The organism is Arcicella sp. LKC2W (assembly GCF_034931005.1).
Classification (GTDB): Bacteria; Bacteroidota; Bacteroidia; order Cytophagales; family Spirosomataceae; genus Arcicella.
In genome coordinates this window covers 23236-38611 of the sequence record NZ_JAYGIN010000019.1, presented here as the reverse complement: position 1 = coordinate 38611, position 15376 = coordinate 23236, and the positions used below count along the sequence as shown (strand labels likewise).

The following is a 15376-nucleotide window of genomic DNA, read 5'->3' as shown; positions in this document are numbered from 1 at the left end:
TAAAATAGAGAAAATCTGGGTTTAAGCAAGCCTTGATTTCTTAGATATTTTATATAATTCTCTAAAAAATTCAATGATTAACTTAAAATAATCACAAAGTTAAATTAATATTTCTTATATACAAAATGTCTAAGCCTCTTGTATTAAATCAAGTTGATAAAATATTGGTTTTGCTTTTTATGGTAATATTCTAAGAAGTTTAACCTATCATTTTAAATTCTAATTTAGGTTTCTTATATTGTTATTAAAATCGCCTGACGTATTTGAGTTATTAGTGTATCAAATCCACAAAAAATACAAACCGATATGGCAAATACTAATCCTATTACAACAATACACGACGAAGTTTCGATTATTGATTTTTTGGTGGACAACAACGCCATGATTAAGGAATTTAGCAAAAGTCAATTCGTTTGGGTCTTCATTGAAGAGGATTTCCACATCGTATTATTTTTAGCTGAAAGTTCAAAAACGCATTTTGAAAAATATGTGGTTGAACGATTTTCGGAAAATATGAACGACATGATTGCTCTTTGGAATAGATTTGACCAACAGATTCAACAAGGAATTGAAACTCGAATTCTAAAATTAGCGAAAAATAAAGTGCATGACCTCATTGCCATGTCTGAAACTTTCAGAGCATTATTTAATAGAAAGGACTTTGATGAGGAGTGAGATTTAAAAGTCGTAAGGTACAAAGTATTAAGTCCTAAGAATTAAGTACAAAGTATTGGCTAACGCACGATGTACAATACTTGCAGCTTAATACTAAAGACATAATACTTGGGACTTCTTAAAAACGAAACAAAACAAATATTATATAATTTTATGTCAAAGATTAACAAGATTTTAATTGCCAATCGTGGTGAAATTGCCCTGCGTATCATGCGTACTGCTCGTGAAATGGGTATCCAAACCGTTGCCATTTTTTCAGAAGCCGATAGAAACTCTCCACACGTGCGTTTTGCCGACGAAGCCGTTTGCGTTGGACCTCCTCCTTCCAATCAATCCTATTTATTAGGCGATAAAATCATTCAAATTTGTAAAAATCTCCATGTCGATGCCATTCACCCAGGATATGGATTCTTGTCGGAAAATGCTGCATTCTGTCAAAAAGTAGCTGATGCAGGAATCATTTTTATTGGCCCTTCTCCCGAAAGTATGGATTTGATGGGTGATAAATTGACTTCAAAACATACCGTTGCTAAATACAATCGGTCGGCGTTCCGAATTCCGATGGTTCCAGGTACACCCGATGCCGTGACGGATAGAATAATTGCCAAGCAAAAATCTAAAGAAATTGGCTACCCTGTCCTTATCAAAGCCTCCGCAGGTGGTGGTGGAAAAGGAATGCGAGTAGTTGAGTATGAAGAAGAATTTGATGAGCAAATGGACAGAGCGGTTTCTGAGGCAATTACTTCATTTGGTAATGGAGCTGTGTTCATTGAAAAATACATTACTGCTCCAAAACACATTGAAATACAAGTTCTTGGCGATAAACATGGCAATGTAATTCACCTTTTTGAACGTGAATGTTCTATACAACGCCGTCACCAAAAAGTAGTGGAAGAAGCTCCTTCTGCGGTGCTTACACCCGAAATCCGTGAGGCGATGGGACAATGTGCCGTGATGGTAGCAAAAGCTTGTAATTATTACGGTGCGGGTACGGTTGAATTCATTGTGGACGAAAATTTAGATTTTTATTTCTTAGAAATGAACACTCGTCTGCAAGTAGAACACCCTGTTACTGAGCAAATTACGGGCATTGATTTGGTAAAAGAAATGATTTTAATTGCAGAAGGACATCCACTTTCTATTAAACAAGAAGACTTGAAAATCAATGGTCATTCCATAGAAATTAGAGTTTGTGCCGAAGACCCACGAAATAATTTCTTGCCCGATGTCGGTACTTTACACACATATATACGTCCACAAGGAAATGGCGTGCGGGTTGATGATGGTTTTGAACAAGGCATGGCAATTCCGATTTTCTACGACCCAATGATTGCCAAATTGATTACTTACGGCAAAGACCGCAATGAGGCAATTGATAAAATGATTCGTGCGATTGATGAATTCAAAATTTCGGGAATTGAAACGACTTTACAATTCTGTAAATTTGTTTTAAAACATGAAGCCTTCCTTTCTGGTAAATTTGATACTCGTTTTATTGGCTTGTATTACACACCTGATAAATTAGACGAACCTGTTGATGCTGACGAAGAGATTATTGCAGGAGTTTTGAGCATTCATTTATTAAATCATAAAAAAACTGTAAATTCGTCCGCATCAAGCGTTGAAGTTCCGATTCAACAAAGTCAGTGGAAAACAAAGCGTTTGGAGTATCGGTAGTCAATTTGTTTAATTATTGGCTATTTTTTACTGAAACGTAAGTATATTTTAAGCTAATAATTTATAAATCAAAAAGAAAACAATGGCATTTAACGACCAACTAAATTCAGCAAAACAATCAACGATGACTTTTTTCAGAAGACTTTTTATTGGCATTATCGTCTTGGCAGTTTTAGGACTTTTATTAAGTTTTTTAGCAACGAAAGTTCCTTATTCGGAAGGAGAAAGAGCAGGGGTTGTTTCTAAATTTTCAAGAAAGGGATATATTTTCAAAACAGACGAAGGCGAATTGAATGTTGGAGCTCAAGGGCAAGTGGGAAATATGGCAAATAATTTGTGGGCTTTCACCGTAGATTCTGACGACCCAACGATGAGCAAAAAATTAGAAGATGCAATGCTAACAGGTAGAAGATTACGTTTGCACTATGAGCAACGTTATTTGAAATTCTTTTGGATGGGCGACACTGAATACTTTGTTACTCGTGTAGATGAAGCACCTTAATTATTGAGTGATTTAGTGAGTTGTGATTGAGTGTTTTAAAATTCACTAAATCACAACTCACTAAATCACAAATATTATAGAGAAAGCGTAGCTAAAACACTATTCATATTTCTAACTGCATCAGCAGACTTAGCGAATAATGCTTGCTCCTCTTCGTTCAATTTGTAGTCGATGATTTTTTCCCAACCAGTTCTACCTAAAACTACTGGAACACCCATACAAATATCAGATTGTCCGTACTCTCCTTCTAAAAGAACTGAACAAGGAATTACTCTTTTCTCATCACGGATGATTGACTCAACCACAGCCATTGTTGCAGCACCTGGAGCATACCAAGCAGAAGTTCCTAATAAACCTGTCAAAGTAGCACCACCAACCATTGTATCAGCAGCTACTTTCTTCAAAGTATCAGCATCAGCATAGTTTGTTACTGGCGTACCATTCCAAGTAGCTAAACGAGTTAAAGGAATCATGGTAGTATCACCGTGTCCACCGATAACTGTTGCGTGTAAATCGTTTGGAGAAACATTCATCGCCAAAGATAAATAACACTTAAAACGAGCAGAGTCTAAAGCACCACCCATACCGATGATACGGTTTTTAGGTAAACCAGAAGCTTTAAGAGCTAAATACGTCATTGTATCCATAGGGTTAGAAACAATTACGAAAATAGCGTTTGGAGAATATTTCAAGATATTATCAACTACACTCTTAACGATACCAGCATTCACACCGATAAGTTCTTCACGAGTCATACCTGGTTTACGTGGAAGACCAGAAGTGATTACTACAACGTCAGAATTTGCAGTTTGTGAATAATCATTAGTAACTCCTTTGAAAGAAGTATCCCAACCTAAAATAGCAGCAGTTTGGAACATATCCAATGCTTTTCCTTCGGCAAAACCTTCTTTAATATCAAGGATTACTACTTCGTCAGCTAATTCTTTTCTTACGATATTATCGGCAGTAGTAGCTCCAACAGCTCCAGCACCTACAACAGTTATTTTTGACATGATTGAATTTGAATTTATTTTTTGTGAAATACGTTTATTTTTTGATACAAAAGTAAGTCATTTGTAAATTCAAGCTCTATAATTTGACAACTTTCTAAAAAATTGAATATCAAAAAAGGATATATTTTTATTTTTTAGCATTGTATCAAGAATAATTTTAAATAAGCAGAGTTGAGCTAATACAATTTTCTTTACTTTTTGAAGTTTTTTAAATACAATATTTACAGACTAAAGGCTGTGTTACTTTTATCAAAATAAACCATATTTACAGACTGAAGTCTGTGTTACGTTAAACATTTTCTTGTCTAATCAATGAATACTAAAGAAGATTTAATCACCCGAATTTTAAAGTCCATTTTTTTCAAATCTGCTACCCGCAAAGCTGGCAAATATGCAGGCAGTGGAATGGCAATTTTAGAATTATTAAGAGAAGTTTTAGGCAAAGCCAAAGATGTTGCGGACAATCAAAACAAAGGCATTGGGCAAGTCCTTGCCGAGAAAGTAATGACACTTAGTAGAATGGTAAAAGCATACGTTTCGGGAGAATATAAAGTAATTCCGTGGAGTACGATTGTAAAAATCATTGCTGTCCTGATTTATTTTGTGTCACCGATTGACTTTATCCCAGATTTTCTACCCATCATTGGCTTAACCGATGATTTAGCCTTAGTAATGTGGCTTTTTTCGTCTTTAACAGAAGATTTCGCCAACTTTGAAGCTTGGGAAAAAAGATAAAATTTATATTTTTTTATTCATTTTAAACTTTTTTTTTAACTCATAACTCATAACTCATAACTCATAACTCATAAAATCGTATATTTACGCAAATTTTAACAAATACAGACATGGAACTCACATCAATATTTTTATTATTAGGCAATCTCGGAACGGGAGAGTTAGTTTTGATTGGTATGGTTGTCCTTTTAATGTTTGGAGGTAAAAAACTTCCAGAATTAATGAAAGGCTTGGGCAAGGGAATGAAAGAATTTAAAGATGCTCAAAAAGATGTTCAAGAGCAAATCTCTAAAAGTTTAGAAGACGATACAACAAAATAGTATTTGAAAGTCCTTATTAAAGCATAGTCCCGATGATTACTTCGTCATGACTATGCTTTTGTTTTTTTAAGTAGGACAGGTTTACTAACCTGTCAAGATTATAGAATGACAGGTTAGTAAACCTGTCCTACAAATTTTATGCAAAAATATACCACATTAAAATCCATACAATTAGACCTTTTTTCTGGGGTAATTACCTGCCGTCAATTGGTAGAATTTTATCTTAAAAATATCGAAGAAAAAAATCAGAAATTAAATGCTTTTCTTTCCGTATTTGACGAAGAAGCTTTGCAAAAAGCCGATGAAATTGATGCTAAAATAAAAGCAGGAACTGCCAAAAAATTAGCAGGTATGGTTCTGGGAATCAAAGATTTACTTTGTTACAAAGACCATGTTTCTCAAGCAGGGAGTAAGATTCTGAATGGATTTGAATCTCAATTTAATGCTACGGCTGTTCAACGAGTTTTAGACGAAGATGCCATCATTATCGGAAGACAAAATTGTGATGAATTTGGTATGGGTTCGACCAATGAAAATTCTGCTTTTGGTGCTTGTTTGAATGAAATCGGTGAAAATAGAGTTGCTGGAGGTTCTTCGGGAGGTTCAGCCGTTGCCGTTCAAGCAGATATGTGTTTGGCTTCATTGGGTACAGACACAGGCGGTTCTGTACGTATGCCCGCAGGTTTTTGTGGCTTAGTTGGCTTAAAACCAACATATTCGAGAGTTTCTCGTTGGGGTCTGATTGCCTACGCTTCTTCATTCGACTGCATTGGGCCAATTACAAAATCGGTTGAAGATGCGGCTATTTTATTAGAAGTAATTGCAGGAAAAGACGAACAAGACAGTACCGTTTCAAATCTTCCTGTTGAAGCATATTCTGAATTAAAAGCAGACAAAACAACATATAAAATTGGTTATTTGAAAGATGCCGTTGAAAGCGATGGACTCCAACCAGAAGTAAAAGCTGCCACTTGGGCAAAATTAGAATATTTAAAATCACAAGGTCACGAAGTAGAGGCGGTTGATTTTCCATTGATTAAGTCATTCTTGCCAACCTATTATATTTTAACAACTGCCGAAGCAAGTTCTAACCTTTCAAGATTTGACGGTGTAAAATACGGACATCGTAGTATAGCAGCTACCGACTTAATGTCACTTTATAAAAAGTCAAGATTTGAAGGTTTTGGAAAAGAAACCCGTAAACGAATCATGTTAGGAACGTTTGTATTGAGTGCCAGTTATTACGACGCATACTATACGAAAGCTCAGAAAGTTAGAAGACTTATTAAAGAATTTACAGATAATTTATTAGAGAATTACGACTTTTTAGTTTGCCCAACCACCCCAACGACTGCATACAAATTAGGAGAAAAAACGGCTGACCCAATCCAAATGTATTTGGGAGATTTGTTCACCGTACAAGCAAATGTGGTTGGTTTACCCGCTATTTCGATTCCAAATGGGGTAGATAATGATGGATTGCCAATCGGTTTTCAAATCATGGGAGGTGCCTTTCAAGAAGCAACTTTATTATCTTTTGCCAAGAGTATTGAAAAATAATAAAGTCTTAGAAGTATTCGACCCTTAACATTGATAATATTCTTTGTGAGTGCATCGTTTAATTTATCAGTCTGTTTTAAAACTTAACAAAAATCTAACCTTTGCGTAACTCTATAACAAAGGTTAGATTTTTCGGTTATTTTTTTTAATTTTGTTTATTAAACGTTGTCAATAACCACTTACAACCCAGATACTTAATTCCTTACTTTATGATATTCGCCACAATTCGCTCGTACATTATCGGCTCTTTGCTACTGGCAAGTGCAACGATAAATGCCCAAGTAACTGGCAGTACAGAACAGCCCGTTACTACCGATACCACCACTGTAAGTAATGCTCAGCCAGTTGTTCCAGAGCAAACGTGGTTAATTGACCCCACCATTGTACAGCCTCGTTTACAGGCTTTACAAAAAGAAATCCCCTTAACGTATAATGCTACAACACATCAATTTGTTGAGTATTTTGCCTATCGTAAACCTTCATTTACCAAAACAATGTTGGAGCGTAAAGGCGTATATTTCCCGATTTATGAGAAATATTTGAAAAAATACGGCTTACCAGACGAATTAAAATACCTTTCCCTCATTGAATCAGGATTGAATCCTAAAGTAATTTCTCGTGCTGGTGCAGGTGGACTATGGCAATTCATGCCTAAAACGGCACGAATTGATTTTGGTTTGAGAATTGATGAATACATTGACGAACGTTTTGACCCTGAAAAAGCAACTGAGGCAGCTTGTCGTTATATGCGTCAATTATATAATATTTTTGGAGATTGGCATTTGGTATTAGCGGCATATAATACAGGGCCTGGCAATGTAAGAAGAGCCATTCGTCGTTGTAATGGTGGACAAACTTTCTGGGCAATTTATAACTGCCTTCCTCGTGAAACTCGTGGGTATGTTCCTCAATATATCGGTATGGTTTACATGATTAATCATGCAGATTCTCATGATATTTTCCCTGAGAATATCGAAACCGCAGTTGCTCACGATACGATTCATGTCAATTCATATTTAGACCTCGACAAATTAGCGAGTTTGAGTTCAATTAATTTAGAAGAAATTCAAAAGTTAAATCCTCATGTACTGACACATATTTTGCCAGGACATACTCGTAATTTTGCTCTTCGTTTACCCAAAACAGACATTGCATTTTTCAAAGCAAATCGTCAAGCCATTCTTGATTCTGCTACAAAATTGCCTCCTGTGTTTGTTGAAACAATTCAACCAAATCCAGAAATCTTGGCAAGTAATGATGAAAAGCCAATTATCATTACCACTCCAGTAATGGGAGCAGCAACTACTGAACCTAAGATGGTTGTAGAGCAAGAAATTGTTGAGGATGACATTGAAGACGTTGTTATCAATAAAAAACCTAAAAAGAAATATTATACTGTTCGCAAAAAGGATAATTTAACTGAAATTGCAGAAAAATTTGATGTAGAAGTTTATGATATTAAAGTTTGGAATCGTTTGCATAAATCAACTATTCAACCAGGACAAAAGTTAGTTATCTATAAAGAATCAGCCGTTACAAGTCAAGTTAAATATGCTAAGAATAATCATCGTGAAAAAGAAGCTGTAAAAAGAGGAAAAACTCGTTTTCATAGTGTTCAAGATGGTGATACACTTTGGAATATTTCACAGCGTTACGGAGGAATTTCAATTGATAAATTGAAAAAGTTGAACGGAATTAAAGGAAATGTAGTAAAAGCAGGAATGAAAATTAGAGTTTCATAATCTCTTTTAGAAAACATAAAAAGTCTGCATAGCTAACCCTTATGCAGACTTTTTCATTTAATGGCTTTGAAAAGCTATTGGGTTTTGTATTTTTGTTAAAAATCGTAAAATCATGGGTGAAAATCATTTAACATACTTCAAAATTGAAAATTTCAAAAGATTTGACTCTTTTGAAATGGAAAATCTTGGGCAATTTAATTTGTTGGTTGGGGATAATAATGTGGGCAAGACGAGTGTTTTGGAAGGGTTATGCTTTCATCCAGATGGAGACACTTGTTTAGCCAATTTATTCCAAACGTTACTCTTTAGAAAGTTATTTTTTGTAGATAAGAAGAAAGTCTTAGCTAATCTTAATGATGAGAATTTATGGAAATTTATTTTAAAAAATATTGATAAAACATTACAAGTAAATAATGGCTATGGCGATGAACAAGAGATAATAAATTGGGAGATAGTTGAACATCAAACATTAACAGAGTCTGATTGGAATGCAATAAATAAAAAAGGATACAGAAACGATGGTGTATCTATATTTAAAAAGGGGGTGAGAATTTCATCAGAGTATGCTGAAAAGGATAAAAAATATTATCCATTTTCTTATAATTTTTATCCTTTTTCACGCACAACAAATGAAGAAATTGAGATGAATTGGGGCTATATGCCATTTATTCCAACAAATCTTGGTTATGATTTCGATTTATTAGATTTTTACTATAAAAAAATAAACGCAGACAAAGATTTAAGGAAGGAGTTTGACTCAAATCTAAAAACATTCATTCCTAAATTAGAGGAAACACGTACACAAAAAATGCTCAACGATATTGATTTTATTTGTGTTTCTCTCGAAGATGACAATGGACTATATCCAATAACAAGATTTGGAGATGGAGTCGTCAAACTTGTTCGAGTATTGTTGGAAATTTTGATGGCAAAAGGCAAACGTTTAATGATTGACGAAATAGAAACAGGTATTCATTTTTCAAGATTAAAAGAGTTTTGGAAAACAGTTATAACCCTTTGTAAAAAATATGATGTCCAATTATTTGCCACTACGCATAGTTTGGAATGTCAAAAATATTTTGTGTATGCTTTGGCTGAATTAGGAGAAGAAGATAGAAAAAATGCTCGTAATATTAGTTTATTAGAAAATAAAGAAGGCAATATTGAATCAGTAATCTTTGATTACGAACAGTTTGAATTTGCCTTAGAAATTGGTGCTAATACAAGAGGAGGAGAAAGATGAGAAAAATAAAAATTTACGTAGAAGGAGTTGCTGATGCTAAACTTATTCAAGATTTAATTTTTGAATGGTATCAAGAACAGATGATTTTTGACCAATCAGGAAAAAATGGACTCGCCAATATTTTAATTACCAATGGCAAAACGAAATTAGAGAAATTCAAACCTTTATTTAAGCTAAATTCTGATAATGATATTTTAAGTATTGTAATTTTTGATGCTGATATTTTTAGTGAAGAAAACGATAAATTCATAGAATTAAAAAAGGATTTTTCAATTGAATATTTCTTACTCCCTGATAATCAATCTAATGGTGATTTGGAAACACTTTTAGCTAAAATTATTAATCAAGATAACGATGTAATTTTTAAGTGTTGGGAAGGTTACGAAAATTGCTTAAAAACTTCTGTTAGAAAAGACGGTGTTTTTACAACTCCTGCAAGAAAAACTAAAATTTATGCTTATTTAGAAGCACTTCTCGGCGAAAGTAATAGTGAAAAAGATTTGATAAAGGAACGTGAAAGAAATTATCGAAATACAAACCACTGGGATTTGAACTCCCCTGCTTTAACAAAATTAAAACAATTTTTAGACCAATATTTTCAAAATAAATCATGAACGAAAACAGTAAAAAATTCCTCTACGAATACCTAAACAACGCTTCGCCTACGGGTTTTGAGGCTTCGGGACAACAAATTTGGTTAGATTATATAAAACCTTATATCGACGAAACAATTATTGATACTTACGGAACTGCCGTTGGGGTTGTCAAAGGAAGTAGCGATTACAAAGTAGTAATTGAAGCTCACGCCGATGAAATTTCTTGGTTTGTAAATTATATTGATGATAACGGATACATTTTCGTGCGTCGTAATGGTGGTTCTGATGCTGTTATTGCTCCTTCGATGCGTTGTAATTTACACACGAAAAAGGGTATTGTGGAAGGCGTTTTTGGATACCCTGCCATTCACGTTAGAGATACGTCAAAAGATAAAGCTCCAACTGTTAATGACATTTTCATTGATTTGGGAGCAGCCAATAAAAAAGAAGTGGAAGAAATGGGCGTACACGTGGGTACGGTTGTAACTTTTACAGATGGTTTGATGGAACTGAATAATCGTTATTTCACAGGTCGTGCTTTGGATAACAGAATGGGCGGTTACATGATTGCGGAGGTTGCCCGAATGTTGAAAGAAAATAACGTGCAATTGTCTTTTACGCTTTATGTGGTTAATGCAGTTCAAGAAGAAATTGGCTTACGTGGTGCCGAAATGATTGTAAGACGTTTGAAACCAGATTTGGCGATTATTACCGACGTTACACATGACACACAATCTCCAATGTATAATAAAAAAGAACAAGGAGATTTGAAATGTGGAAACGGCCCTGTGATTTGTTATGGCCCAGCGGTACAAAATAATGTGCGTGATTTTATCATTGATGTGGCGGTAGAAAAAGAAATTGCCATCCAACGTCAAGCCGTTTCACGCTCAACAGGTACAGATACGGATTCGTTTGCGTATGCAACTGAAGGTGTAGCTTCTGCTTTGATTTCATTACCTTTGAAATATATGCACACAACTGTTGAAACCGTTTCTAAAGATGATGTTCAAAAAGTAATTGATTTAATTTATCACACTTTATTGGCTTTGAAAGGTAACGAAGACTGGAGATATATTAAGTAACATTTAAGGGACGAAAAGAATAAATACTCTTCGTCCCTTTTTTTCACAAATACATCAATGCAAAATACCTTATCAGTTTCATCTTTCAATCTAATTCTTTACGCTGCTCAACAGAAAGGAGCTGATTATGATTTGCTTTGTAAAAAAGTGGGTATCACACCTCAGGATTTACAAAATCCTGATAACCATTTACCAATTATCAAAGCTCAAAAATTATGGAAAGAAGCCATTGAAATGACGGGAGATGCGTTTTTGCCTTTACACATTGGCGAAATGATTAATACCATTTCAGTAGGAATTTTGGCGTATGTAATGATGCACAGTCCTACTTTGAAAAAGGCTTTGGATAAGTTGTGCCAGTATCAAGATATTGTTTGTGATGCCAGTAAAACATCTTTAATCATTGACAACGAATTGGCGTATCTCACCATTTCTGAACCAAGTAATGATATTTTTGCCCCACATTATGCTTATGAGTCCACATTATCTATTTATAATTCAGCGATTAGTGGAATGCTTGGACAAACGATTCCATTAACAGCAGTGCATTTTGATTATCCTGCCTATGCCAATGATTTATCAGAATATCATCGTATTTTTAAAGGAGCAGAAATCGTATTTAGTAGTCATTTTTCGGGATTAGTCTTTGAGAAAAAATATTTAGATTGTCTAATCTTAAATGCAAGTCCCAATCTATTTTCAATATTTGAAGTTCATGCTGATGCTATTTTAAAGAGCTTAAAACCAGCAGAATTGTTGCAAGAGAAAATCAAAAAGGAAATCCTACAAGACCTAAAAGGAGAAGAGCCAACTTTATCAAATATTGCAAAAAAATTGGGAATCGGTGTGCGTTCAATCCAACTAAAACTCAAGGAAGAAGGAGTCACTTTTCAGCAACTCCTTGATGAAATTCGTAAAAATTTAGCAACCAAACATTTAAAAGAAGCTCAATTGAGTACAACCGATATTGCCTACTTATTGGGATATTCTGAGCCCAGTGTATTTTTTCGTTCCTTCAAAAAATGGACTGGACAAACCCCAACTGTCTATCGCAAAACCTTCCAAATGGTTGCCTAATTTCTTTCTTTGCCTACTTTTCCCAAATGAGTGTTCGCAAAACTATCTTCATATTTTAGTCCATAACCCATTGCACGGTCAAAAGCTGCGTGAGAAAAAAGAATTGTTCCTACCATCATCATGAGTTGATTGTGCTGAACGAACCCAAAAGCTAAAATCATGATTGCCAGTGCTTTATGATGAAACAGATTATACAAACATGCTCCTATTTTGGGATTTACCAAATAACCCAACATTCCAATATCAGGCGATAATAGTAAAAGTGGGAAATACCACCAAGCGAAATCTAAGTGACTAAAAATGAATATTCCCAAGATAAATTCAGCTAATTCTTCCAATTTTAACAGACCTTTCATATATATTATTTGTGATTTTTAAACCAATTCAACGTTTCTGTGATAGCTTCATCTAAAGGAGTTTCTCTAAAATCTGGAAAAATATTTCGCACCTTTGTATCATTCAAAATTACGGTTCCTTCAAACAAATAAAGCATCTCTTTTACTTCTTTCAACATCGGTACAAACAAACCTAAAATACTAAATATCCATTTTGAATGAACAGAAACCTTCTCTGGTGAATTTGCCAATCTGGAAATTCTGTTTAAAAAAGATTTCATATCAGGTTGAATTTGTCCTCCATAATTATACTTTTCATAGGGTTCTATCATTCCTCTTTGCATCAATCGCACCATCATTTCAGCCGCATCTTTCGTAAAAACCAATTGATGCGGAATATCCGTCTGAATCATATAAGGCAAAGCTTTTCCCTTTAAAGCATTTTCAAAAATGGGTCTAATACCTTCATTTAAAACATTGGGACCCCAAAAATCGGGTAAACAAACATTCAACACTTTGCATTTACCAGCTTGGGCGGCATCACGCAACATTTTTTCAATTTCAACTCGTAACACCCCTTTTTTAGAACAAGGATTTTCAATAGAATCTTCGCTAATGACAGCCATATTTCCATAATTATAAACATTTCCAGGAAATATAATCATCCCTTTATTTTGCGAAGCTGCCTCAATAACTTTTTGCGTCGCCGTATCCATATTCCCAAACCATTCATTATAAGGATAATTTATTCCATGAAAAATATATTTTTTGTCTTTTGAAATTTGCTTCAATAATGACAAATCTTGAACGTCGCCCTCAATTATTTCTACCTTCGAACTTGCTTTAAATAGATTTTCAGCCTTCTTTACATTACGTACTAAAATGGTTACTGGAACACTTTTGGAGATTAAGTTTTCAGCAAAGGCATAACCGATACTCCCCGTTGAGCCAAGAATTAAGATTTCTGATTTCATTTTCTTTGAGTTTTTATGATGACACAAAGTTTGGAGAAAACATTAAATTCATTCTTGACCAAAAACGCATATAAATTGACAATTCACGAAAGATGAATCATGAGGTTTCAAATAGTTTAAATTTTATTTTGTATAAGAACGTAGAAAAAAAGCACGATTTGTCAGAAATTCACAAATTATCCCACTATTTTGAAAATATATTTGCTTTTTAAAATATTGGCACGCATATTGTAAAAGAATTATATATCAGAAAGACATACCGCCAGATGTAATGATGATGTGCCATTTTAGCTACTAATAATATCCGCTAATTGTCTCATTCAAAAACAGATTTTCTTTCATAGAATTTCTTATCATTTCTCTCTCTCGGCAAGTTTTTTTCCAATTACATTTTTCTGATTTTCGTAAGATTATTAATAGTTTTTTCATAGATTTTTTTATGGGTTAGGGTTACCAAAAAAGTCGTTGGTATTGCTGACGACTTTTTTAAAACACAAAATTCATCTATGAAAAAATTAAAGAGCATAAATTAAATTTTTTATGGGTTAGGGTTATTAGAAAAGTTGTTGGCAATGCCAACAACTTTTTTTGATTTAGGGAGTTTCTCATAAAACTGCTTAAATTTGTCTAAAACTCAATCTTAATACCGCTATTTAATAATGCGAAAAAGAAAAATACGCCGTAAAACCCATTTATGTCCAAATTGTGAAACCGTACTTGAACGTGACGAAAATTATTGTCATGTTTGTGGACAGGAAAATCATAATTTGAACGTACCCATGAAAGATTTAATCATGGAGTTTATCGGAAGTATTACCTTTTTTGAAACAAAATTTATTGATACCGCAAGTATTATTTTTACACATCCAGGAAAATTAACTTTAGATTTCAATTCTGGCAAAAGGGTGAAATATATGCACCCTGTAAGAATGTATTTTTGGGTGAGTGCCATTTTCTTTTTTGTATTGGGTTTTGATTTTTCAAAAAAAGAGAATTTTTCTCCTAACAATATTTCAAAATCTGATTCACTTAACCGCCAAAAACAGATTGACAATGGAAACAATATTACCAAAACTATTGCCAAATCATTTAAAAAAAATGTTTTTGAAGCAATAGAAAACGATAGTAATAAAGTTCATCAAAACACTTTAAAGGAAGATAAAAAAGGCTCATATCAAGATTATTTATCCCAAAAAAACAATAAAGATTATTATTATTTGGGAATATTTGAACACTTGAAAGTTGCTAAAGATTCTATTCCATTTTATTTTCAGTTAAATGATGACCAATTGGATTCTGTTTTAATTACAAAAAATATATCCACTTTTATTTCCAATAAACTGACTATAAAAAATAGCATTGACAAGGAATATCATTTTTATATTCAAGAAAAATATGGCGTTCCATTTGTAGTTGACAGAAAGGGAATTCTTTTTGGAAGTGTATTACCAACGATTATGTTTATTTTATTACCTTTTGCAGCGTTCATTTTGTGGTTTTTTGAACGACACAGCAAGTGGCGATTTTATTTTCAACATCTTGTTTTTACACTAAATACCCATTCTGCTATTTTCTTACTTTGGGCAATTGTAAATTTTCTAACCAAGATTTATGATGAAATATTCTCGAAAAACACTATTGAAAACACCAATGTTTATCTTTTAGTAACTTCGCTTTTAGTGACATTTATTTATTTTTTAATTTCCATCAAAAAAGTCTATCAACAAAGTTGGGGCAAAACAATATTTAAGTGCTTTCTATTAGTATTCACTTACGGTTTTTCATTTATGCTCATTGTGATAATGGGTATCACTTCGGGGCTAATAAAAGTTTAAAATTTAT

General features: G+C 33.7%; 15 protein-coding genes. 12 read left to right on the top strand and 3 right to left on the bottom strand.

Annotated features, from left to right (window positions below; all coding sequences use genetic code 11):
* The first annotated feature begins 306 nt into the window (after positions 1–306).
* The 3 genes from VB796_RS15880 (at position 307) to VB796_RS15870 (ending at position 2854) form a co-directional block, all read left to right on the top strand.
* A complete protein-coding gene (locus VB796_RS15880) occupies positions 307–675 on the top strand; it encodes a hypothetical protein (RefSeq protein ID WP_323347550.1) in 369 nt (122 codons plus the stop codon).
* A 153-nt stretch (positions 676–828) separates the two neighbouring features.
* Positions 829–2352, top strand: coding sequence for an acetyl-CoA carboxylase biotin carboxylase subunit (locus VB796_RS15875; protein WP_323347549.1), 1524 nt, complete (start codon positions 829–831; stop codon positions 2350–2352).
* An 82-nt stretch (positions 2353–2434) separates the two neighbouring features.
* On the top strand, positions 2435–2854 hold the full coding sequence (locus VB796_RS15870; protein ID WP_323347548.1) for a hypothetical protein: 420 nt from the start codon (positions 2435–2437) through the stop codon (positions 2852–2854).
* 74 nt (positions 2855–2928) lie between these two features.
* On the opposite strand, the gene mdh is transcribed toward VB796_RS15870, so the two are convergent.
* Complete coding sequence (mdh, locus tag VB796_RS15865; protein ID WP_323347547.1) at positions 2929–3867, bottom strand: malate dehydrogenase; 939 nt, start codon at positions 3865–3867, stop codon at positions 2929–2931.
* Between the two features lie 312 nt (positions 3868–4179).
* Between mdh and VB796_RS15860 the strand changes: the two genes are divergently transcribed.
* The 8 genes from VB796_RS15860 to VB796_RS15825 all read left to right on the top strand — a co-directional run bounded on the left by VB796_RS15860 (position 4180) and on the right by VB796_RS15825 (position 12225).
* On the top strand, positions 4180–4602 hold the full coding sequence (locus VB796_RS15860; protein WP_323347546.1) for a YkvA family protein: 423 nt from the start codon (positions 4180–4182) through the stop codon (positions 4600–4602).
* Positions 4603–4712: 110 nt separating this feature from the next.
* Positions 4713–4922, top strand: coding sequence for a Sec-independent protein translocase subunit TatA/TatB (locus VB796_RS15855; protein ID WP_109740988.1), 210 nt, complete (start codon positions 4713–4715; stop codon positions 4920–4922).
* Between the two features lie 138 nt (positions 4923–5060).
* Positions 5061–6482 carry an Asp-tRNA(Asn)/Glu-tRNA(Gln) amidotransferase subunit GatA gene (gene gatA / locus VB796_RS15850; protein WP_323347545.1) on the top strand — a complete coding sequence of 474 codons (1422 nt, stop codon included), beginning with the start codon at positions 5061–5063 and terminating at the stop codon, positions 6480–6482.
* Between the two features lie 209 nt (positions 6483–6691).
* Positions 6692–8224 (top strand): lytic transglycosylase domain-containing protein, encoded by a 1533-nt coding sequence (locus VB796_RS15845; protein ID WP_323347544.1) that lies wholly within the window; start codon positions 6692–6694, stop codon positions 8222–8224.
* Between the two features lie 112 nt (positions 8225–8336).
* On the top strand, positions 8337–9467 hold the full coding sequence (locus VB796_RS15840; RefSeq protein ID WP_323347543.1) for an AAA family ATPase: 1131 nt from the start codon (positions 8337–8339) through the stop codon (positions 9465–9467).
* On the top strand, positions 9464–10081 hold the full coding sequence (locus tag VB796_RS15835; RefSeq protein ID WP_323347542.1) for a DUF3226 domain-containing protein: 618 nt from the start codon (positions 9464–9466) through the stop codon (positions 10079–10081). The genes VB796_RS15840 and VB796_RS15835 overlap by 4 nt, the downstream gene beginning before the upstream one ends.
* The gene (locus VB796_RS15830; protein WP_323347541.1) at positions 10078–11148 is read left to right on the top strand and encodes a M20/M25/M40 family metallo-hydrolase; all 1071 of its coding nucleotides are present in this window, start codon (positions 10078–10080) and stop codon (positions 11146–11148) included. The genes VB796_RS15835 and VB796_RS15830 overlap by 4 nt, the downstream gene beginning before the upstream one ends.
* Before the next feature lie 57 nt (positions 11149–11205).
* A complete protein-coding gene (locus VB796_RS15825) occupies positions 11206–12225 on the top strand; it encodes an AraC family transcriptional regulator (RefSeq protein WP_323347540.1) in 1020 nt (339 codons plus the stop codon).
* On the opposite strand, the gene VB796_RS15820 is transcribed toward VB796_RS15825, so the two are convergent.
* Positions 12222–12581: a DUF4260 domain-containing protein gene (locus VB796_RS15820; RefSeq protein WP_323347539.1), complete on the bottom strand. Its 360-nt coding sequence runs from the start codon at positions 12579–12581 to the stop codon at positions 12222–12224. The two genes, VB796_RS15825 and VB796_RS15820, sit on opposite strands and share 4 nt — an antisense overlap.
* A 5-nt stretch (positions 12582–12586) precedes the next feature.
* Complete coding sequence (locus VB796_RS15815; RefSeq protein ID WP_323347538.1) at positions 12587–13534, bottom strand: NAD-dependent epimerase/dehydratase family protein; 948 nt, start codon at positions 13532–13534, stop codon at positions 12587–12589.
* Positions 13535–14193: 659 nt separating this feature from the next.
* Between VB796_RS15815 and VB796_RS15810 the strand changes: the two genes are divergently transcribed.
* Positions 14194–15369: a DUF3667 domain-containing protein gene (locus VB796_RS15810; protein WP_323347537.1), complete on the top strand. Its 1176-nt coding sequence runs from the start codon at positions 14194–14196 to the stop codon at positions 15367–15369.
* Positions 15370–15376 lie beyond the last annotated feature (7 nt).

Coding starts and splice junctions, on each gene's coding strand:
- VB796_RS15820 (WP_323347539.1), bottom strand. CDS start 12,581: ATGAAAGGTCTGTTAAAATTGGAAGAATTAGCTGAATTTATCTTGGGA.
- VB796_RS15810 (WP_323347537.1), top strand. CDS start 14,194: ATGCGAAAAAGAAAAATACGCCGTAAAACCCATTTATGTCCAAATTGT.
- VB796_RS15875 (WP_323347549.1), top strand. CDS start 829: ATGTCAAAGATTAACAAGATTTTAATTGCCAATCGTGGTGAAATTGCC.
- VB796_RS15860 (WP_323347546.1), top strand. CDS start 4,180: ATGAATACTAAAGAAGATTTAATCACCCGAATTTTAAAGTCCATTTTT.
- VB796_RS15835 (WP_323347542.1), top strand. CDS start 9,464: ATGAGAAAAATAAAAATTTACGTAGAAGGAGTTGCTGATGCTAAACTT.
- VB796_RS15815 (WP_323347538.1), bottom strand. CDS start 13,534: ATGAAATCAGAAATCTTAATTCTTGGCTCAACGGGGAGTATCGGTTAT.
- VB796_RS15830 (WP_323347541.1), top strand. CDS start 10,078: ATGAACGAAAACAGTAAAAAATTCCTCTACGAATACCTAAACAACGCT.
- gatA (WP_323347545.1), top strand. CDS start 5,061: ATGCAAAAATATACCACATTAAAATCCATACAATTAGACCTTTTTTCT.
- VB796_RS15870 (WP_323347548.1), top strand. CDS start 2,435: ATGGCATTTAACGACCAACTAAATTCAGCAAAACAATCAACGATGACT.
- mdh (WP_323347547.1), bottom strand. CDS start 3,867: ATGTCAAAAATAACTGTTGTAGGTGCTGGAGCTGTTGGAGCTACTACT.
- VB796_RS15855 (WP_109740988.1), top strand. CDS start 4,713: ATGGAACTCACATCAATATTTTTATTATTAGGCAATCTCGGAACGGGA.
- VB796_RS15840 (WP_323347543.1), top strand. CDS start 8,337: ATGGGTGAAAATCATTTAACATACTTCAAAATTGAAAATTTCAAAAGA.
- VB796_RS15825 (WP_323347540.1), top strand. CDS start 11,206: ATGCAAAATACCTTATCAGTTTCATCTTTCAATCTAATTCTTTACGCT.
- VB796_RS15845 (WP_323347544.1), top strand. CDS start 6,692: ATGATATTCGCCACAATTCGCTCGTACATTATCGGCTCTTTGCTACTG.
- VB796_RS15880 (WP_323347550.1), top strand. CDS start 307: ATGGCAAATACTAATCCTATTACAACAATACACGACGAAGTTTCGATT.